Source organism: Novosphingobium sp. BL-52-GroH (genome assembly GCF_044813085.1).
Lineage (GTDB): Bacteria > Pseudomonadota > Alphaproteobacteria > Sphingomonadales > Sphingomonadaceae > Novosphingobium.
The window spans coordinates 859,266-877,259 of sequence record NZ_CP171152.1; the positions used below are offsets into that span (position 1 = coordinate 859,266).

Annotated in this window: 18 protein-coding genes and 1 tRNA gene; 4 read left to right on the forward strand and 15 right to left on the reverse strand. The window is 67.5% G+C overall.

The window, feature by feature from the left end; genetic code table 11:
* Window positions 1–2: 2 nt before the first annotated feature.
* The 9 genes from ACFFDA_RS16670 to ACFFDA_RS16710 form a co-directional block, all read right to left on the reverse strand.
* Window positions 3–1,520 carry an aldehyde dehydrogenase family protein gene (locus ACFFDA_RS16670; RefSeq protein ID WP_404481901.1) on the reverse strand — a complete coding sequence of 506 codons (1,518 nt, stop codon included), beginning with the start codon at window positions 1,518–1,520 and terminating at the stop codon, window positions 3–5.
* A gap of 46 nt (window positions 1,521–1,566) precedes the next feature.
* Window positions 1,567–1,926, reverse strand: a complete 360-nt coding sequence (locus ACFFDA_RS16675) for a hypothetical protein (protein WP_404481903.1) — start codon at window positions 1,924–1,926, stop codon at window positions 1,567–1,569.
* A gap of 2 nt (window positions 1,927–1,928) precedes the next feature.
* Window positions 1,929–3,104, reverse strand: coding sequence for a class I SAM-dependent methyltransferase (locus ACFFDA_RS16680; RefSeq protein WP_404481905.1), 1,176 nt, complete (start codon window positions 3,102–3,104; stop codon window positions 1,929–1,931).
* 114 nt (window positions 3,105–3,218) lie between these two features.
* A complete protein-coding gene (locus ACFFDA_RS16685) occupies window positions 3,219–4,784 on the reverse strand; it encodes an alpha/beta fold hydrolase (RefSeq protein WP_404481907.1) in 1,566 nt (521 codons plus the stop codon).
* Window position 4,785: 1 nt separating this feature from the next.
* Window positions 4,786–6,387: an FAD-binding oxidoreductase gene (locus ACFFDA_RS16690; protein WP_404481909.1), complete on the reverse strand. Its 1,602-nt coding sequence runs from the start codon at window positions 6,385–6,387 to the stop codon at window positions 4,786–4,788.
* On the reverse strand, window positions 6,384–7,781 hold the full coding sequence (locus ACFFDA_RS16695; RefSeq protein ID WP_404481911.1) for an MFS transporter: 1,398 nt from the start codon (window positions 7,779–7,781) through the stop codon (window positions 6,384–6,386). The genes ACFFDA_RS16690 and ACFFDA_RS16695 overlap by 4 nt, the downstream gene beginning before the upstream one ends.
* A 239-nt stretch (window positions 7,782–8,020) precedes the next feature.
* Window positions 8,021–8,779 carry an arylmalonate decarboxylase gene (locus ACFFDA_RS16700; protein WP_404481913.1) on the reverse strand — a complete coding sequence of 253 codons (759 nt, stop codon included), beginning with the start codon at window positions 8,777–8,779 and terminating at the stop codon, window positions 8,021–8,023.
* Between the two features lie 12 nt (window positions 8,780–8,791).
* Window positions 8,792–9,916, reverse strand: a complete 1,125-nt coding sequence (locus ACFFDA_RS16705; protein WP_404481915.1) for a class I SAM-dependent methyltransferase — start codon at window positions 9,914–9,916, stop codon at window positions 8,792–8,794.
* Complete coding sequence (locus tag ACFFDA_RS16710) at window positions 9,913–10,233, reverse strand: hypothetical protein (RefSeq protein WP_404481917.1); 321 nt, start codon at window positions 10,231–10,233, stop codon at window positions 9,913–9,915. Before ACFFDA_RS16710 ends, ACFFDA_RS16705 begins: the two co-directional genes overlap by 4 nt.
* Before the next feature lie 160 nt (window positions 10,234–10,393).
* On the opposite strand from ACFFDA_RS16710, the gene ACFFDA_RS16715 reads away from it, so the two are divergent.
* Together ACFFDA_RS16715 and ACFFDA_RS16720 are read left to right on the forward strand one after the other, a co-directional pair.
* A complete protein-coding gene (locus tag ACFFDA_RS16715; protein WP_404481919.1) occupies window positions 10,394–11,356 on the forward strand; it encodes a phytanoyl-CoA dioxygenase family protein in 963 nt (320 codons plus the stop codon).
* Between the two features lie 41 nt (window positions 11,357–11,397).
* The gene (locus ACFFDA_RS16720; RefSeq protein ID WP_404481921.1) at window positions 11,398–13,110 is read left to right on the forward strand and encodes an amidohydrolase family protein; all 1,713 of its coding nucleotides are present in this window, start codon (window positions 11,398–11,400) and stop codon (window positions 13,108–13,110) included.
* A gap of 170 nt (window positions 13,111–13,280) precedes the next feature.
* Here ACFFDA_RS16720 and ACFFDA_RS16725 read toward each other — a convergent pair whose 3' ends face one another.
* Window positions 13,281–13,451, reverse strand: coding sequence for a hypothetical protein (locus ACFFDA_RS16725; protein ID WP_404481922.1), 171 nt, complete (start codon window positions 13,449–13,451; stop codon window positions 13,281–13,283).
* Between the two features lie 12 nt (window positions 13,452–13,463).
* Here ACFFDA_RS16725 and ACFFDA_RS16730 point away from each other — a divergent pair, with 12 nt between their 5' ends.
* Window positions 13,464–13,868, forward strand: a complete 405-nt coding sequence (locus tag ACFFDA_RS16730) for a tyrosine-type recombinase/integrase (RefSeq protein WP_404482773.1) — start codon at window positions 13,464–13,466, stop codon at window positions 13,866–13,868.
* On the opposite strand, the gene ACFFDA_RS16735 is transcribed toward ACFFDA_RS16730, so the two are convergent.
* The 3 genes from ACFFDA_RS16735 to ACFFDA_RS16745 all read right to left on the reverse strand — a co-directional run bounded on the left by ACFFDA_RS16735 (window position 13,825) and on the right by ACFFDA_RS16745 (window position 15,117).
* Window positions 13,825–13,901: transfer RNA gene (locus ACFFDA_RS16735), tRNA-Met, on the reverse strand. The two genes, ACFFDA_RS16730 and ACFFDA_RS16735, sit on opposite strands and share 44 nt — an antisense overlap.
* A 110-nt stretch (window positions 13,902–14,011) precedes the next feature.
* A complete protein-coding gene (locus tag ACFFDA_RS16740) occupies window positions 14,012–14,590 on the reverse strand; it encodes a 2'-5' RNA ligase family protein (protein WP_404481923.1) in 579 nt (192 codons plus the stop codon).
* Window positions 14,587–15,117, reverse strand: a complete 531-nt coding sequence (locus ACFFDA_RS16745) for a peroxiredoxin (RefSeq protein WP_404481924.1) — start codon at window positions 15,115–15,117, stop codon at window positions 14,587–14,589. The genes ACFFDA_RS16740 and ACFFDA_RS16745 overlap by 4 nt, the downstream gene beginning before the upstream one ends.
* A gap of 113 nt (window positions 15,118–15,230) precedes the next feature.
* Here ACFFDA_RS16745 and ACFFDA_RS16750 point away from each other — a divergent pair, with 113 nt between their 5' ends.
* Window positions 15,231–15,641 (forward strand): sugar transporter, encoded by a 411-nt coding sequence (locus ACFFDA_RS16750; protein ID WP_404481925.1) that lies wholly within the window; start codon window positions 15,231–15,233, stop codon window positions 15,639–15,641.
* 52 nt (window positions 15,642–15,693) lie between these two features.
* Here the strand turns inward: ACFFDA_RS16750 and mltG are convergent, their stop codons facing one another.
* Together mltG and fabF are read right to left on the reverse strand one after the other, a co-directional pair.
* A complete protein-coding gene (gene mltG, locus ACFFDA_RS16755; RefSeq protein WP_404481926.1) occupies window positions 15,694–16,668 on the reverse strand; it encodes an endolytic transglycosylase MltG in 975 nt (324 codons plus the stop codon).
* A 10-nt stretch (window positions 16,669–16,678) separates the two neighbouring features.
* Complete coding sequence (gene fabF, locus ACFFDA_RS16760; RefSeq protein ID WP_404481927.1) at window positions 16,679–17,941, reverse strand: beta-ketoacyl-ACP synthase II; 1,263 nt, start codon at window positions 17,939–17,941, stop codon at window positions 16,679–16,681.
* Window positions 17,942–17,994: the final 53 nt, after the last annotated feature.

A 17,994-nucleotide genomic window follows, 5' to 3' on the forward strand; every position in this document is an offset into this window, starting at 1 on the left:
GATCAGGCGTTGACCGCGACGGTCTTGGTCTCCAGGTAGCCTTCCATGGCCGCGCGGCCGAACTCGCGCCCCCAGCCCGATTGCTTGTAGCCGCCGAACGGCGCGTTGATCCCCGGATGGCCATGGCCGTTGATGCTGACCGTGCCGGCCTTGATCCGCGCGCCCAGCTTGTGCGCGGTCGCCAGGTCACGCGTCCACACGCTGGCGACGAGGCCGTAGTCGGTGGCGTTGGCGAGCGCGGCGATGGCATCGACATCGAGGTCCGCGAAGGTCTGGAGGCACGTCACCGGGCCGAAGATCTCCTCCTGCATCACCCGCATGTTCCCGCGCGCGCCGGTTATCAGCGTGGGCTCCATGAAGTTGCCGGGCCGGTCGAGCGCCGCCCCGCCGATGGCGACCGCCGCGCCTTCCGCCTTGGCGACGGCGACGTAGGACAGCACCTTGTCACGGTGCTCGGCCGAAATCAGCGGGCCCAGGTCGTTCCCGGCCTCGAAGCCCGGACCCACGGCCATTGCACCGATCAGCTCGACCACGCGCTCCTCGAAGGGGGCCGCCACGCTTTCGTGCACGAGGATGCGGCTGGCGCAAGTGCAGTTCTGGCCCTGATTGCCGAATGCCGCACGGATCAGCGCTTGCGCCGCCTTCTCCAGGTCGGCATCGGGCAAGACGATGAAAGGCGCCTTGCCGCCCAGTTCGAGCGAGACCTTCTTCATGTTGCCGGATGCCGCCGCGATGATCGCGCGGCCGACTTCGGTGGAGCCGGTGAAGGAAATCTTGTCGACTTGCGGATGCGCCGCCAGCCGCGCGCCGACGACCTCGCCATGGCCGTTGACGATGTTGAGCACGCCATCGGGCAGCCCCGCCTGCTGCGCCAGCTCGCCCAGGATCAGCGCCGCCAGCGGTGTCTGCTCGGCGGGCTTGAGGACCACCGTGCACCCGGCTGCGAGGGCGGGCGCCAGCTTCATGGCCGCGATCACGAAGGGGAAGTTCCAGGGCAGGATCAGCCCGGCCACGCCCAGCGGCTCGCGCCGGGTATAGGCGGTGACTTCGGCCGACGGGTCCCAGCTGTCGACGCTCAGGTTCTCGCCCGCGACCTTGCCGATCCAGCCGGCATAGTAGCGGAACAGCTCGGCAGCGCCCGCCGCCATGCCGAGCGCGCCCGCCAGCGCCATGCCGTTGTCGAGCACCTCGACTTCGGCGATCCGCCGGGCATCCGCTTCGATGAGATCGGCCAGCTTGTTGAGGATGGCCCGGCGCGCAGCGGCAGACATGCGCGGCCAGGGCCCCTTGTCGAACGCTTCGCGCGCGGCGGCCACGGCAGCGTCGACGTGCTCCTCCCCACCCGCCAGCGCGGTGCCGACCTGCAGCCCCGTCGCCGGGTCGATCACCGGGATACGCTCGCATCGCGCCGGCCGCAGCCACTCCCCGCCGATGAACAGCGGCGCGTCGGCGCGCAGGAACGCGCTCGTCGCGCGCGTCAGGTCATAGGGCAGTTCGAGCGTGGTTTCGGCGGCCGGCATGGAGTGCACTTTCGGATATCTGTGGACGGGCAAGACGTTGGCGGCGTCAGGACAGCGTGTGGGCACCTTCGAACAGGTCGCTGGCATCGGCGGGATTGTCGGACATGCGCTCGATGTCGTCGGCCACGCCCTTCATCACCCGGCCGAGATAGGCCTCGGTCCAGGCCGCGCGCCGCGCGACGTCCTCGGGCGTCAGCTCGAACGTGTCGATCTCGAGCTGCTTCAGGGCACCGCCTTTCTCGGACAACTGTTCGACGGTATCGAGCCGGCTGCGCAGCACCGCCACTTCCGCAGTGAGCGCGACGATCATCGACAGCAGGCGGTCGATCGTCTCGTCGAAGTAGACGGGCTTCTTGCCCTTGGGCGTGCGCTGCATCCTGGGCGCGATCTGGGTCTGGTCGTTCATGGTCATTGTCCTCCCGCGAGCGCAGGCGATTTCGACGCGACGAGCAACGGAACGTCGCCGAAGCCGGTCATGTAGCCCTTGGTGCCCGGCTTGGTGATCGCCTCGAACGAGACGAACGGCGTCTTTTCGTAGCCGACGCGATCGCGCTCGAAACCGGCCGCCGCCACTTCGCCGACCCAGTCCAGGCGATGGACGGTGCGCAGGAAGCGCTCGTTGTTGTTGTAGATTTCCCATTCGCCGAAGAAGGCTCGCAGCGGATCGATCGCCTCGGTGCGGAAGCCGTCGAAGTGCACCATCATCCCGCCGGGAGCGAGCAGGCGCGCGCATTCCTTGAGGATGTTCGGCACTGCCGACCGCGACGTTTCATGGAACAGCAGCGCGGAGACGATCAGGTCGAAGCTGCCATCGGCGAAATCCATGGCCTCGGCGTTCTGCTGGCTGAAATGGGCCTCCACCCCGAGCGCGTTGGCGCGCACGTGAGCGTGGCGCAGGCACCCGGCACCGACGTCGATCCCGTGGACTTCGGCCTCGGGGAATGCCTGGGCCCAGGGCAGCGTCGAATTGCCGATCGCGCAGCCGAGGTCGAGGATGCGCAAGGGGCGGAAGTCCGGGTGGGCGGAGCGGACATAGTTGACGATCGTCTGCCCGGTCGACGCGTTCTCCTTGCCCATCATGCCCACGCTGTAGATCGGCACGCCCATGTCGTAGATCAGGCCCGCCGACACGTCGTCGCGCCCCACTTCGCCATGGTAGCCGCCGGGCTGGAGATGGATGTCGTAGACGCTGTGGTAGCGCGGGATCTCGAAGTCGTCTCCTGCAAGGCGGAGCGAGCCGAGGGGACCGCCCTTGCTCGCCTGCTCCTGCATTTCGGGCAGCGACCGCTCGATCGTGTCGATGACCGAATCCCAGACCATCTCCTGGCTCTGGCGCTGCATCGCGCTCCACAACTGGTAGATCGGATCCCGCAGCATGCCCGGCCGGATCTCGTCGGCCGTCTCCGGCTTGCGGCCGAGCGAGGCTTCCAGCGCCGGCTCGACGCGCTTGTGATAGGCGCCGAAGGCCCCCGGCGCGATGCTGCGCGACAGGTAGCGGCGAAAGTTCATCACGAAGTCCTGCCGGGCGTTTTCGTCGTGCAGCGGCCTGGGCAGGGCCGCGTGCGGTGTCTGGCGATTTTGCATCGAACGATCCTCTATCGGAGAGGCTCCGTGCCCCTCGTCCGTCACTTGATGGAAAATGTGCCCAAAGCGCAAAGGCGCGGCAATCCGCTGCCCGCTCTATAGGCTATCGAGACGTCAGGCGGCCTCCAGTTCGCACAGCAGCGCCGACAGCGCGTGTTTCGCGGCAGGGCTATCGGGCAGCCGCGAGAAGCGCACCGTACCCAGGGCCTCGACGCTCGTTTCGAAGGCATGGCCGACGGCAGCCGCGATGATGCCCGCGGCGCTCGCCTGGCCCTTGAGCGCATCCAGCACGATCCGATGCAGTCGCGCCGGGTCGAGCGCCGCTTCGTCACGGCCGTCGGAGCCGCCGGGCTCGAACAGGATCTTCTGCCGCTCGGCGAGCCACGCCTTGAACAAGTGCAGCCCGCCCGCTTCCGGTGGCTGCATCGGCGTCCTGGGCGCTTCGGGACGCGCGGCATAGACATGGGACAGGCCATCGGGGCTGGCGAGCGCAAGCTCGATGGCCACGGGCCCGGCGGTGCCGAAGCCGACAAGATCGAAACCGTCCGGCGCCAGTATGGCGATCGCCTCGCGCAGGATAGCCGCCTGGGCCACGGGTGTGACGGCGCCGCCGAAATCGGCGGAATCCCCGCACCCCGGGAGGTCGAGCGCGATCACCTTGCGGTCCCGGGCCCACGTCGGCGCGACATCGCCCATGTCGGCGGACGAACGCCCGACGTCGTGCAGCAGCAGCAGTGGTGGACGCACGGTGTCCTCGCCCCAGGTCCGCACGAAGAGGTCGCCGCCGGCAAGGGCAAGTACGCGCGCCCAGCCCTCGTCACCGAGCGGGCGCGTCGGCGCGACCGCCGGCGACAGGTCGGCATCCGCGCGATGTGCGGCGAAAGCCGCGTCGAGCAGCGCCATCGCCTCTGCCATGGTATCGGGCTCTGCCACAGTGACGGACGGCGAAGGTGGCGCCATGTGGGCGAGATGGGGCCGCAGCGGCCAGTCCGGCTTCATCGTCATGATGAGCGTCGGCGCCTCTATCTCGCTGGCGGCCGTGTCCAGGTCGCCGGTGAAGGCCGCCCGGTAGGGGCCGCGATAGTGGTCGCCGGCGCAGAGGAGGTCCAGGACGTCGGCCTGCACCGTATCGAGGCTGGGTTCCGGTATCGCGATGCGCGCGGCGTCGGACTTCCTGTACCAGGGATAGAAGATGTACTGCTCGCGCATCCGCGCCCACGCCCAGACCAGGTGCGCGCCGCTCCAGTCCGGCACGAAGGGGACAAAGTAGTTGGCCAGCAGGTCGTCCCGCTCCTCGGCCGATGGGTGGACGTAGCCGTTGACGACGGCGCAGGCCACGCGGTCGGGATGCCGGCGCGCCAGTTCGAAGGCACACATGGCGCCGGTGTGGAAGCCGTAGACCAAGGCCTTGCCGACGCCGATCTCGGTCAGGAACGCGGCGAGCGCATCGGCGAAATCGCCCATCGTCGGGGCGGCGATGGAAAGCGGCGTCGACAGGCCGTTGCCGGGCGTATCGGGCGCGATCACCGTGTAGCTTTGCGCCAGGCGCCGCAGCAGCGGCAGCATCTCGAGCGATGAGCGCGGCGACTGGTGCAGCAGGACGACGACCGGCCCGGTGCCCGCGCGACGGTAATGCACCTGCCGGCCGGCGACGGTGGCGACGTGACGACGAATATCCATCTCAGTTTCCAAATCCAAGGGCGCCCGGGTTCATGATGCCTTGCGGGTCGACCCGCTGCTTGAACGCGGCGATGATGTCCAGATTGGCCGGTTGGCGCGACTGCTGGAACGGGTAGTGCTTGCCCATCTGGAAATTGACCGCACCGGCCCTGCGGAACAGCGTGGTGACCTCCGCACGCATGCGCATGACCAACGCGTCGCCCTCGGGGTTCGCATCCACCGCCGGCATTGCGCTTTCGGCCTTGCCGAAGAGGCGTGGATGCGAGGCCAGGAACGCGCTGCTCCAGTGCCACGTCGGCTCGATGAGGATCATCGAGTTGCCGACCGGGACGCTGAACACCCCGGTCTTGACGCCATGGAGGGCGGCCTCGTCCTTGTAATGCTCGAACAGGTCCAGCACCTGGCGGTAGACCGTCGGCGCCAGCGAATGCGGCAAGAGGCCGTGCACCGGCACGAAGCGCAGGGTCGAGAGCATCGTGTCGGGCATCGGGAAAGGATTGGCCGCGAGCGCGCGGGCGATCGTCGGTTCGATCGACCAGCCGCCCTGCCTCGCCGCGATGGCCTCCACGGCCCGGCGCTTGCGCTCGATTTCCTCGCGCGAGGGGCCCTCGATCGTGAGGTGCGCACTGGCGCTGACGCCCTTGAGGAAGCGCTGGCCGGCAGCCGCCATGCGAAGGGCCGCGCCGACACCGTCGCGCTTGAGCACCGACCAGAACGTGGCCATCATCTGCCGCAAGGGAATGTTCGCTTCGCTGACGCGCGCGTCCTGCTGGCCCTGGTCGAAGATCGCCCCCTCGCAGATCAACTCGCGCCGGCCCATCTCGCTCACTGCGGCGAGCAGCGCAAAGGGGTCCTCGAAGCCGAACGAGGCGACGTCGTGGTGCGATGGCGCGTCGATCAGCGGCAGCGTCACCCGCACCTTGATGCCGAAGGCACCGCAGTCGCCGGTGAACAGGCCGGTCAGTTCGGGACCGTGGTGCCGGTAGAAGGCCGGATCGCCGTCGAGGCCGCCGCGCGCGCCGGTCGACAGCAGCGTGCCGTCGGCGAGGACGACGTCCATGCCCAGCACGTTCTCGGCAGCGGTGCCGTGCGGGACCGCGCCCCAGAATGCCGAGTTCTGGCTCATCGCCCCGCCCACCGTCGCGTGATGGCCCGAGACCGGCCCCCAGTACGGGGTGCGCAAGCCGTGCGCGGCCAGCGCCGTGCGCAGTTCGCTCCAGGTGCATCCGGCTTCGACGGTGACCACCATGTCGTCGGGACGGATCTCGACGATCCGGTCCAGGCCGCGCGTGTCGATGCTCACGCTGCGCGGGCGGACCGGCAGGTAGCCGCCGGTGTACGACATGCCGCCACCGCGCGGGACGATCGCCACGCCATGCTCGGCGCAGAGCCGGACGATGCCCTGGACTTCCTCGACGCTCGACGCCTGCAGCGCGGCCAGCGGCATCACCCCCGGCTGGTACACGTCTTCCGAAAAGAAGCGCCGGTCCGCCTCCCCCAGCAGGACCGCCTCGTCCCCCAGCAGGGCCTTGAAACGGCCGATCAGGTCGTGATCGCAGGTGATGGTATCCCCGGCGGGATGGATCGCGATCTGCTCGATCATGATGCGTAGACCTCCTTGTCGAGCGCCGCGCGCGGTTCGGCCTCCCCTTCTTCGTCGAGGACCGCCGATTTCAGTGCCTTTTCGTCGAGTCCGTAGAAGAACATCAGCACGCCGCCGATGAAGATGGTCACGCCCGGGCCGAAGCCGAACGCCGCGACCACCCCGAACAGTGCCCGGGGGGACTGGACCAGCGTATCGCCGCCCGCCTGCACGTAGCCGAAGGTCGAAAGCACGATCCCCACCAGTGCCATGCCCAGGGCCGAGCTGGCCTTCTCCGCAGTCGTGTAGAACCCGGCGTAGACGCCCTCGCGGCGCAAGCCGGTGCGGCGGGTGTCGTACTCGATCGTGTCCGGCAGCATCGCCGAACTCATGACGATCATCGCTGCGGAGCCGAAGCTGATCCCGATCACCCTGGCCATGAAAATGAGCCATGGCTCGTCCAGCGACGCCCAGTACCACGAGAAGCTCGCCAGGCTGAGGACGATCGAACCGATGATGAACGTGTCGCGCTTGCCGACCTTGCGGCCCAGCCAGAGACAGACCGGCAGCGACAGGAACATGACGACGTTGAGATAGAGGAAGAAGCTGCCCAGCCACTTCTCGTCGCCGCCCAGCACCCGGCGCACGTAGAACACCGCGCCGCCGTTCATCATCATCACCCCGACCATGCCGAACAGGTGCGAGGCGAGCAGCACGACGAAGTGCCGGTTCTCGAGCATCGAGCCGACCTGCCGGCGGAACGACACGCGCTTGTTGACGGTGTCGACGTTGGGCTGGCGGCCGATCAGCAGCACGCACACGACGCCGGTGACGAAGACAAAGAGGCCCATCACGAGCGACATCCCCGCATGGCCCGCGCGTCCCCCGCCGAAATGGGCTATCAGCGTGGGGGCCAGGAAACCGCCGGCCGACGTGCCGATGGTGGAGAACACCGAGCGCGCGGACATCATCAGCGTGCGGGTATGGTAATCGTCGGTGATCTCCGCCGGGATGGCGTTGTAGGGCACGCCGAACGCGCCGTAGCCCATCGAGAACACCACCAGCGCGAAGGCCACGTAGGCCACCAGGCTGCTCCCGGTCAGGGACGCCGGCGCGTTGAAGATCAGCGCCCAGGCGAAGCAGAGCAGCAGCGCCCCGAAGAACATGAACGGCAGGCGCCGTCCCCACGGGCTCCTTGCCCGGTCGCTCAGTCCACCGATGATCGGGTTGGTGAAGACGTCCACCAGCGTCGAGACGGCGACGATCCCCGCGGCGGCGGCCGCGGCCATGCCCACGTAGTCGACGAGGAACCCCAGGACCAGGATCTTGGCGAAGTTGGTCGCGCCAAGGCAGGTTGAGCCCAGGCCCCATCCGACGATGGTGCGCCAGGGCAATTTACTCGATGCCAGCGACATATGGCTTCTTCCCTCGTGTTCTTTTTCGGCAGGCATCGGCGAAAGGGCCGACGCCGGATCGAAGCGTCCCGTGTCATGCCCGTCGATGGTGAGGCCCGCCCCTTTGCAAGGCAGACTATCACCACTGGCTCCGCTCCCTATCGGCTTCGCTTGTCTATGTTATCGAGCCTACCTATAGGCCCGCGAGCGCCCCACCGAATGCCGGCCGATCGTGGCCGCGGGCCCTTTCGATCGCATTTCTAATGGCGTTCCAATAGCCGGCCAGCGCCATAAATCTTGTCCTCGATTCCGAGTGCTCGCAAGGCGTGCCAGTACGTCGCCGTGTTGATCGCGACGACAGGCTTGTCGAGCCACAGTTCGGCGGCAGCGGCTATGCGAACCATCGAGAGGTTGGTGCCGACCTGCACCAGTGCGTCGACGTCGTCGCCGTCGATCGCCTTCAACGCATCGACCACCTCGCGCTCGCCCGTCTCGGCGATCGCCAGCCAGCTCGGACGCTGCAGCGCGAGGTCCCGCACGACCTCGAAGCCGCTTTCCTCGAGGAACCCTTTCACGGCCTTGTTGGCGCTCGGGAAGTAGGGCGAAAGGAAGGCCACCCGGCGCACGTTGCCGAAGGCGCCCAGCGCCGCCGCCAGAGCCTGCGACCCGATCGTCGCCTCGATTCCGGCATAGTCCTCCATCCGGTGCCGGAATGCCTGAGCGCCCGCGATGCCGCCGTAGAAGGTCACTGCCGACATGCCCATGACCAGCCGGTCCGGCGCGCACGTCATCGCCCACTTCACCGCTTCCAGCGTATTGTCGCCGATCACGTTGGTCGCCGCCACGAAGGCGGCGTCGGTGACGCCTTCGACGTTTTCCACCGGGATGCGGCTGTAGTGGTTGGTCACGCCCACCGGGCGCAGCATCTCGAAATCGGGCTGGACGATGGTGTTGGTCGACGGCCCGATCACGCCAAGCTTGGCGCGAAACCCCAGCGCGTCCGCGTTGTATCTCAGCATCTTGTTTTTCCTTTACCGTCCTCGGGCAGGCTTGCGGGCGATGGTCACCCACGGGTAGGAGGCAGGCCCGAGCGGGCGCGCGGCGACGTCGACGAAACCGATCGCCGCCAGTTCGCGCGCCCAGTCGGCGGCTCCCGCATCCGAGAAATAGGGCTCGCCCCGGTTGGCCGTATCCCAATGCAGCAGCGCCGCATGGAACGGGCCGACGGCGCGGAAGGGTGGCGGGTCGGAGATCACGATATCGCCCCCGGGCGCCAGAATTCGGTACATTTCCCGGAACAGCGCGATACTGGTCTCGACCGGCAGCTCGTGATTCAGCGCAAAAATGGCCACGGCATCGAACGAACCATCCGCCTCGCCGCTGGACGTCGCGTCCCGGTGCCTGAGATCGGCTTCCACGCCGAAGCGTTGCAATAGCATCCGGGCGCCGCGCAACTGCTCAAGCGAGAGGTCCGACCCCACCAGCGCGGCCTCCGGGAACACCGAGCGCAAGGCGATCAACGTCGTCGCGTTGCCGCAGCCCGGCTCGTATATCCTCCGGTAGTCGCGGCGCGGGAGCTGTGATGCCACGTCGATCCGGTGCCGACCGATCTCGGCGCCGACCGGCACTGCAGCGAACCCGCCCAGCCGGAAGATCGGACCGATGACGTGAAGGCCGTGCGGACCATACAGGTCGTAGGCATCCCAGCCGCCCGGCCGCAAGTGCCAGTCGCGCTCGAAGTAGTCGGGAAGCGCGGGGGCGCCTTCGGCCGCCTCCCCCGCATCGGCCTGCGCCGGGGCCGGCGGCACGGGAAAGTGGTCCCGGCGCGCCTCTACCGCGGGTATGCCGAAGTCGTAGATCGCCCGCGCGACATAACCCTGGAAGAACCGCTCCCAGCGATAGGAACCGTGCCGGTTCGCCACCTCCGTCGCACGTTCGACCCACTCCATGATCTCGGCGGCGCCGGCATCGCCGGCCGGCCCTTCGTGCAGCGCCCGTCCGTCCGCATCCGCGTCGAAGGCCCGCTCCGCCGCATCGCGCAGCGCGCTGGAGGCGAAGACCTGCATCGAGCCCAGGGCATCGACGCCCGCCCGTCCGTACTGGCCAAGGCTGGAGCGCCCCGCCGCGAACGTCAGCTTTCCGGGTGCGTCCGTCATGCGCCGGCCCGTTGCGCATCGGACGGCCGGGGCCAAGCATGGCCGGCCCGCGCCAGGATCTGGTCCAGCCCCTGCTCCCGCTCCGCCAGCGGCGCTCCCAGGACATGCGCCATCATCCGGGCGCGCAGAGCGGCGAGATCCTGCTCGAACCTGGCGGCGGGCACGAACTCTTCGACTTCCCCCGGCTCCAGGCAGTTCCTCTCCTCGAGCAACCGCTCGACGACCGCCAGCCGGTCGCGCGTGATCCATAATTCCATCAGCATCGCGGACATCATCCGCGCGAGATCGTCCACATCCGCCTGACCGACACGGCTCATCGCCACCCCTCATCGCTGCAATGGCAGGACGATGACACGGGGTGACCGTCGGGATCATCCCAGACCGTCTCGATAGGTTATAAGTCCCTGCCGCCTTAACGCCCCCGGCGCCGCAATTCATACGAAGGCTCGTCAAAACGACCAACGCAGGAACTACATCATGAACAGGCGTCCGCTGCGACCAATATCCCAGCAAGATATCGACGATTACAACCGGGATGGGGTCGTTTGCCTGCGGCAAGTCTTCGACAGGGACTGGATCGAAAGTCTCCTGCCGATCGCGCGTAAGATAGCCATCGGCCGGGAGGACATGGGCCTGCTGCCGCATCGCCCCTTCAACTTCATGACCCGCGTGATCCCCGAGTTCCGCGAACTGGTGTTCAATTCGCCGCTGGGCGAGGCCTGCGGACGCGTCATGCAGTCGAAGGAAATCCGCTTTCTGTTCGACCAGATCTTCGCCAAGGCTCCGCAAAGCGACGCCAAGACGGTGTGGCACAACGATCGTTCCGGCTGGCCGGTCACGGGCAAGATGATCCCCTCGTTCTGGATGCCGCTGACGCCGATCGTCAAGGCGAACTGCCTGGAAGTGATCGCCGGCACCCACAACCACGACGTGAAGTACTGGAACTCCACCGCCAATTCGCGCCAGATGATAAAGCCGGACGACCGGGTGAACGTGCCGGACGGGGAAGCCGTCCGCAACAATCCCGACTACACGTTCCTGTCGTGGGACATGGAGCCCGGCGACGCGCTGCTCATCAATCCCTGGGTCCTCCACTATTCCTCGGGCAACCCCACCGACGACTGGCGCATCGCCGTCTCGGTCCGTCCCATGGGCGACGACATCCGCTGGGACCCGCGCCCCGAATGCGTCAACATGGCGGGCATCAGCTTCGACGAGATGCTGCCCGGACAGAAGCCGCAGGGTCGCATGGTCCCCCTGATCTGGTCCGAGGACGGTCGCAAGGACGATACCTCGCAGTTCCAGAAGGGCTTCGCGACGACCTGGTCTTCAGAGGCCGATGCCCTGCGCACCGGGACCTTCCCCAGCTACGAGGAATTCATCAAGTCCAACGGCGGCCCGTCCAACCTGGCGGCGCTGCATACCGCGGGCGACTTCTGATGCGCCCGGCGCTTCCCGCACTTGGCGGCATCGGGTAAGCCATGGCCGACTTTGACCTCGTCGTTAGGGGCGGCACGGTGGCCGACGGCACCGGCGGCGATCTTTACGAGGCCGACGTCGGCGTGGTCGGCGACCGGATCATCCAGGTCGGCCGGGGGATCGCCGCAGGCCGGGAGGAGATCGACGCGCGGGGGCGTCTCGTCACTCCCGGCTTCGTCGACATCCACACCCATTTCGACGGACAGGTAACTTGGGACCACCAGTTCGCCCCGTCGACCGGCCACGGTGTCACGACGCTGCTCATGGGCAATTGCGGGGTCGGCTTCGCGCCCTGCCGTGCCGATCAGCGCGATGCCATGATCGACGTGATGGAAGGCGTCGAGGACATTCCCGGCATCGTCATGCGCGAAGGCCTGCCGTGGAACTGGGAAAGCTTCCCGGACTATCTCGACGCGCTGGACAAGCGCCGCATGGACGCCGATTTCGCCACGCAGGTGCCGCACATTCCGGTGCGGGTCTTCGTGATGGGGCAGCGCGCCATCGACCGCGAACCCGCGCGCGCCGAGGACATGCGCCAGATGGCCGAGATCGTGCGCGAGGGCATGGCGGCGGGCGCCTTCGGCTTCAGCACCTCGCGCGTCATCGGCCATCGCACCGCCAACGGCGCGCAGTTGCCGGTGACGACCGCCAGCGAAGACGAACTCACGACCATCGCCCTCGCCATGCGCGACGTCGGCAATGGTCTTTTCATGTCGGCTTCCGAGTTCGACACCGGCAACGGCTTTTCCTCCGAGTTCCGGATGCTCGAGCGGATCGCGCAACTGAGCCGGCAGACGGTATTCTTCCCGCTGCTCCAGTACAACGAGGCGCCCGACCGCTGGCTGGAGATCGCCGAGGCCTGCGCCCAGGCCCGTGCCGGCGGTGCCGATATCTACGGCCAGGTGACCAGCCGCCCGGTGGGCGTTCTGATGGGTCTGGAACTGTCGCTGCACCCGTTCATGGGATGCCCGGCCTACCAGGCGATCGCGCTGCTGCCCCTGGCCGACCGCGTGGCGGCGATGAGGACGCCGCAGGTCCGTGCCCGGATTCTCGCCGAGACGCCGGACATGACCGACCCCATCCTGGCATTCACGCGCAACTTCCACCTGTTCTACGCAATGGGCAATCCGCCGGAATATTCACCGACCGAGCACCGGCGCTTCGACCGCATCGCCGAGCGTCTCGGCACGACCGCCGCGGCAGTCGCCTACGACGTGATGCTGGCCGACAACGGCCGCGGGATCATCTATTTCCCCGCCCGCAACTTCACGGCCTGCAATCTCGACACCGTATTCGCGATGCTCCGGCGCGAGGATACGGTTCTGGGCCTGGGCGACGGCGGTGCCCACCTCGGCGCGATCTGCGACGGCAGCCTGCAGACCTACATGCTGAGCTACTGGACCCGCGACCGGCAGGGCGACAAACTCTCCATCGCCGAGGCCGTCCACGCGATCAGCGGCAGGACCGCCGACGTCGCTGGCTTCACCGGCCGCGGCTACCTGAAGCCGGGATACAAGGCCGACCTCAACGTCATCGACTACGACAATTTGCGCCTGGAACCGCCACGCGCCGTCCATGACCTTCCCGCAGGCGGACGTCGTCTCACGCAGGACGCGATCGGCTATGACGCGACCATCCTGTCTGGCCGGACGACCTATCGCCACGGCACGTTCACCGGCGCGCTGCCGGGTCGGCTGCTGCGCAAGGCGTGGTGACGGGCAGACCGCCCCGTCCTCGGTAACGCCGACGGGCAGGAGCAGGCGGCGCCGGGCAACCCTGCGTGGCAGGGGTCGCTGCCTTTCCGCCGCCCCTTTCAGTGGCCGGCCTTCCGGATGATGCGCCACCGCACGGCGGCGCAGGAATTTCCGTTTCGCCCGTGCGGCTGTCACTTGGAATCGAGGAGAATGCCCCCCTGGGGCGCGGCGATGGCCGTTCCGGTCCATCGATCGGTCCATATCGAGCCACGCCAGGATTGCGGCAGGGCCAGCGTGATGCGTCGCGACTGGTCGGCATCGTCGCGCAGCCCTTCCTCGAGATTGCCGGCGAGGCCAGGCACGAAGGCAAACCGTTGCCCGCAACCATCCTCGCGACCGAGCGCGGTACTGCATGGACCGAATCGGGTTTCCGGGCATCGTGGCGCAAGGCATGCATCAAGTCGGGTGCGAGCGGCGTGACATTTCACGACCTGCGAGGAACCGCCGTAACGCGCCTCGCGGTCGCTGGCGCCACCGTACCCGAGATCGCGGCGATCACTGGTCACAGTCTTAAGGAAGTCGGGACGATCCTCGACACTCACTACATGCACCGGGACCCGGCGCTGGCCGAAGCTGCCATCCGAAAGCTCGAAGAGAGAGCAGTCTCTCCCAACCAAACGCCCAACCACGTTGCGCGCTTCAATTCACTTTTCGGAAAAAACGCCGAAAAACAAGTGGTAGCGGAGGAGGGACTCGAACCCCCGACACGCGGATTATGATTCCGCTGCTCTAACCAGCTGAGCTACTCCGCCATACCAAGGCCGCTTCGTGAGAAGCGGCTCGATCTGGTGCACCGTGGCTGCGGTGCAGGCCGCGTCCTTTAGGGGGGAGGCCGGCATCGGTCAACACCCAAAACGCAGCCTCAGCCGCGAAAGGGGACGACCCGGATCGGACGCCACAAGCCGTCCTCCCACGCATAGAGGCCAAAGCCGCGGAAGCGGAACGAAACCGGCCGCAGTTGTGCACCCAGTTCGGCCTGGAGAGCCCGCGCCGCCTGGGTGGTGACCTTGTTCTGGATCGTGACGTGGAGGCGCAGGGGCTGCGCGTCCTGGCGGGTCAGGAGGCCGTGCATGCGCTCGGCGATCGCGCCGTGGAGATCAACCATGGCCGGACTATCGACGGCTAGCGCCGTGCCGGTGCCGAGCTTCATCAGCGCTGCGATTCGGGCCGGCGGCGGCGCAGCTCTGGCAAGCGTGCGCAGGACCTCGACCAGCTCCTCCTCCACCGAGGGGGGAAGCGCATGGAACAGCGTGACGTGCGCGCGCAGGCGGTTGCGGTCCGGCGGGTAATGGGCGCGGCGCAGGGCATCCGCCCAGGCAAGCACGTCGTCGGGCAGCTCCGCCGTGACCAGCAGCGGCGCACGAGGGTTTCGCGGACCCGTCGCGATCCAGTCACGAGTGGGCCAGTCACGAGAGGGCCAGCCGGCAGCCGGAGCCTTCACGCCGCGCGCAAGGCCTCCAGCACGTTCTGCGGCGACGAGACGCCGTAAGGGTCCTCGTCCACGCCGAGGTCGTTGATGCCCGGTTCCTCGAACCAGCCGGTTACGCGGTTGTCGTCCACGATCATCGCATAGCGCCACGAACGAAGGCCGAAGCCGAGGTGCTCCTTGTCGATCAGCATGCCCATGCGGCGGGTGAAATGGCCCGAGCCGTCGGGCAGCAGCCGCACCTTGGACAGCCCCAGGTGCCGCCCCCACTGGTACATGACGAAGGCGTCGTTGACCGATAGGCAGTAGACCTCGTCCACCCCGGCCTCGCGCAAGTCGTCGTAGAGCAATTCGAAGGCCGGGCATTGCTCGTTGCTGCACGTGGGCGTGAACGCTCCGGGGAGCGAAAAGATCACGACCTTCCTGCCGGCGAACTCTTCGCGCACGTGAAGATCCTGCCAACGGAACGGGTTGTCGCCGCCGATGGCATCGTCGCGCACGCGGGTCTTCAGGATGACGTCGGGTATCTGGCGTTCGAGCATGGTGCCTCCGGTACTACGGGCATTTGGGGGGAGGTAATTCGTCCCGATTGCCAGAATGCCCGAGGCACCGCAAAGTTCATCGCAACGCGATAAACGGGACGGGAGACGCTGCCATGCGCAGATTCTGGATCATTGCCACTGCGATCCTGCTGTGGAACCTGATCGGCGATGCCGCCTACCTGATGCAGGCGACCGCCGATCTCGACGCCATTGCCGGCACCGACCCGGTTACCGCCGCCGCCCTCCACTCTATGCCGGCCTGGGCCTGGGCAGCCTATGCCGTGGCGGTCGGCGGAGGCACGCTGGGCGCCGTGCTGCTGCTGATGCGGCGCAAGGCGGCTTGGGCGCTGTTCGCGCTCTCGCTGGCCGGAGTGGTCGTGCTGTTCGGCTGGAGCTTCCTGGGCTTCGACATGGTGGCCGCAAAGGGCTGGTCGAGCGCGATCTTCCCGGCGGTGATCTTCGCGATCGCCCTCGCCTCGCTGCTCTACGCCCGCGCCAAGGCAGCGGACGGGATGCTGCAGTAGCGTGATCCCGCGGGCTTGATGCCCCCTCGCCCCGCAGCGACGTCTTGTTTACCTACAGCTCGCCGCGCTGGCGGCGGATCGCGAACCACTTGGCGACGTTGCGGTTGTGCTCTTCCAGGGTGCCGGCGAACGCGTGGCCGCCGGTGCCGTCCGCGACCATGTAGAGCGCGTCGGTCTTGGCCGGATCGAGCACGGCGGCGATCGATTCGCGGCCCGGGTTGGTGATCGGGTGCTTGGGCAGGCCGACCATGGTGTAGGTGTTGTAGTCGTTGACCGCCTGGATCTCGGACTGGAGGATTCGGCGGCCCAGACGCTTGCCCTTGGTGATCGGGTAGATGATCGTCGGGTCTGCCTGGAGCAGCATGCCGGTGCGCAGGCGGTTCGAATAGAGCCCGGCGACCATGCGGCGCTCCGACGGCTTGCCGGTCTCCTTCTCGACAATCGAGGCGAGGATCAGCGCCTGCTCGGGCGTCTTGACCACGAGCCCGGGGGCACGCTTGGCCCACAGTTCCTTGAGCGTGCGGCTCATCGCCGCCTGCATCCGGCGCAGGACCGCCTCGCGTGTCTCGCCGGTTTCGAAAGGGTAGCTGTCCGGCAGGACCGAGCCCTCGTCGGGCGACGCCACGTCGCCGGTCAGCGAGGCCTGCGCTTTCAGCCGCTCGTAGACCATGATCGAGGGCATGCCCTCGGGCACCGTCACGAAGCGGCGGATGACGTCGTCGCTGGAGATGATCGCCAGCACGCGCGACGCACTGGCGTGGGCGGGGATGGCGAACTCGCCGGCCTTGATCCCCCCGCCGCCGCCGAACACCCGGGCCCGCAGCGCGAACCCGGTGCTCGAACGGATCACGCCCTTGGCCTCCAGCCGTTCGGCCACGGTCGCCAGGCTGGCGCCATTGGGGACGATGAAGTGCGCCTCCTGCTCGAGCGGGCCGGAACCGTACCAGCCGCCCAGGAAGGCCCAAAGGCCACCGACGATGGCCAGGCCAAGGACCGTTGCCAGAACGCATCCACGCCGGGACATCATCGGATTTGCCTCAATCGACCTTGCGCAGCACCAGGCTGGCGTTGGTGCCGCCGAAGCCGAAGCTGTTGTTCAGCACCGCGCGCACTTCGCGCTTCTTGGCGACGTGCGGCACGAGGTCGACGCCCACGCAGCCGTCGCTCGGGTTGTCGAGGTTGAGCGTCGGAGGCACGATCTGGTCGCGCAGGGCCAGGATGCAGAAGATCGCTTCCACCGCGCCCGCGCCGCCCAGGAGGTGGCCGATCGCCGACTTCGTCGAACTCATCGAGACGTTGTCGATGGCATCGCCGAACAGGCGGCGCACCGCGCCCAGCTCCAGCTCGTCGCCCAGGGGCGTCGAGGTGCCGTGGGCGTTGATGTAGTCGATGTCCTTGGGCTCCAGCCCCGCCTTGCGCAGCGCCATCGCCATCGAGCGGTAGGCACCCGAGCCTTCGGGGTGCGGCGCGGTGACGTGGTAGGCGTCGCCCGACAGGCCGTAGCCGATGACCTCGGCGTAGATCTTGGCACCGCGCGCCTTGGCGTGCTCGTACTCTTCGAGCACGACGACGCCCGCGCCCTCACCCATCAGGAAGCCGTCGCGGTCCTTGTCGTAGGGACGGCTGGCCTTCTCGGGCTCGTCGTTGAACGAGGTCGAGAGAGCGCGGGCCTGCGCGAAGCCGGCGATGCCGATCGGGCAGATGGTGCTTTCCGCGCCGCCCGCCAGCATGATGTCGGCGTCGCCGTCCTTGATCATGCGCGCAGCGTCGCCGATCGAGTGGGCGCCGGTCGAGCAGGCGGTGACGACCGCGTGGTTCGGACCCATCAGCCCGTACTTGATCGAGACCTGGCCCGAGATCAGGTTGATGAGGCGGCCGTGGACGAAGTGCGGCGAGACGCGGCTCGGGCCCTTCGCGGCCAGAACCAGCGATTCGCTCTCGATGCCCGGCAGGCCGCCGATGCCCGAACCGATCGAGCAACCGGCCATGTAGCGGGTTTCCTCGTCCATTTCGGTGAGGCCGGCGTCTTCGATCGCCTGGCCCGCGGCATCGATGCCGAAGACGATGAACGGATCGACCTGGCGCTGCACCTTGTGGTCGACGCGCTTGTTGGCATCGAAGCCATACTCGTGGTCGGCCGGCTTCACCTCGGCGGCGATGCGGCACTTCTGGTCCGAGGCATCGAACTTGGTGATCGGCCCGGCGCCGGACTTGCCGGCAAGGATGTTGGCCCAGGTCGTTTCGACGTCACCACCCAGAGGGGTGACGAGACCAAGTCCGGTTACGACGACGCGACGCATATGCTCTCCGAAAAGCTGTTGGCCTAAACTTACATGGCCAAAATGCAGGGGCC

Excerpts from the sequence above, each read along its gene's own strand:
- ACFFDA_RS16670 (WP_404481901.1), bottom strand. The coding sequence starts at position 1,520 with ATGCCGGCCGCCGAAACCACGCTCGAACTGCCCTATGACCTGACGCGC.
- ACFFDA_RS16675 (WP_404481903.1), bottom strand. The coding sequence starts at position 1,926 with ATGAACGACCAGACCCAGATCGCGCCCAGGATGCAGCGCACGCCCAAG.
- ACFFDA_RS16680 (WP_404481905.1), bottom strand. The coding sequence starts at position 3,104 with ATGCAAAATCGCCAGACACCGCACGCGGCCCTGCCCAGGCCGCTGCAC.
- ACFFDA_RS16685 (WP_404481907.1), bottom strand. The coding sequence starts at position 4,784 with ATGGATATTCGTCGTCACGTCGCCACCGTCGCCGGCCGGCAGGTGCAT.
- ACFFDA_RS16690 (WP_404481909.1), bottom strand. The coding sequence starts at position 6,387 with ATGATCGAGCAGATCGCGATCCATCCCGCCGGGGATACCATCACCTGC.
- ACFFDA_RS16695 (WP_404481911.1), bottom strand. The coding sequence starts at position 7,781 with ATGTCGCTGGCATCGAGTAAATTGCCCTGGCGCACCATCGTCGGATGG.
- ACFFDA_RS16700 (WP_404481913.1), bottom strand. The coding sequence starts at position 8,779 with ATGCTGAGATACAACGCGGACGCGCTGGGGTTTCGCGCCAAGCTTGGC.
- ACFFDA_RS16705 (WP_404481915.1), bottom strand. The coding sequence starts at position 9,916 with ATGACGGACGCACCCGGAAAGCTGACGTTCGCGGCGGGGCGCTCCAGC.
- ACFFDA_RS16710 (WP_404481917.1), bottom strand. The coding sequence starts at position 10,233 with ATGAGCCGTGTCGGTCAGGCGGATGTGGACGATCTCGCGCGGATGATG.
- ACFFDA_RS16715 (WP_404481919.1), top strand. The coding sequence starts at position 10,394 with ATGAACAGGCGTCCGCTGCGACCAATATCCCAGCAAGATATCGACGAT.
- ACFFDA_RS16720 (WP_404481921.1), top strand. The coding sequence starts at position 11,398 with ATGGCCGACTTTGACCTCGTCGTTAGGGGCGGCACGGTGGCCGACGGC.
- ACFFDA_RS16745 (WP_404481924.1), bottom strand. The coding sequence starts at position 15,117 with ATGCTCGAACGCCAGATACCCGACGTCATCCTGAAGACCCGCGTGCGC.
- ACFFDA_RS16750 (WP_404481925.1), top strand. The coding sequence starts at position 15,231 with ATGCGCAGATTCTGGATCATTGCCACTGCGATCCTGCTGTGGAACCTG.
- mltG (WP_404481926.1), bottom strand. The coding sequence starts at position 16,668 with ATGATGTCCCGGCGTGGATGCGTTCTGGCAACGGTCCTTGGCCTGGCC.
- fabF (WP_404481927.1), bottom strand. The coding sequence starts at position 17,941 with ATGCGTCGCGTCGTCGTAACCGGACTTGGTCTCGTCACCCCTCTGGGT.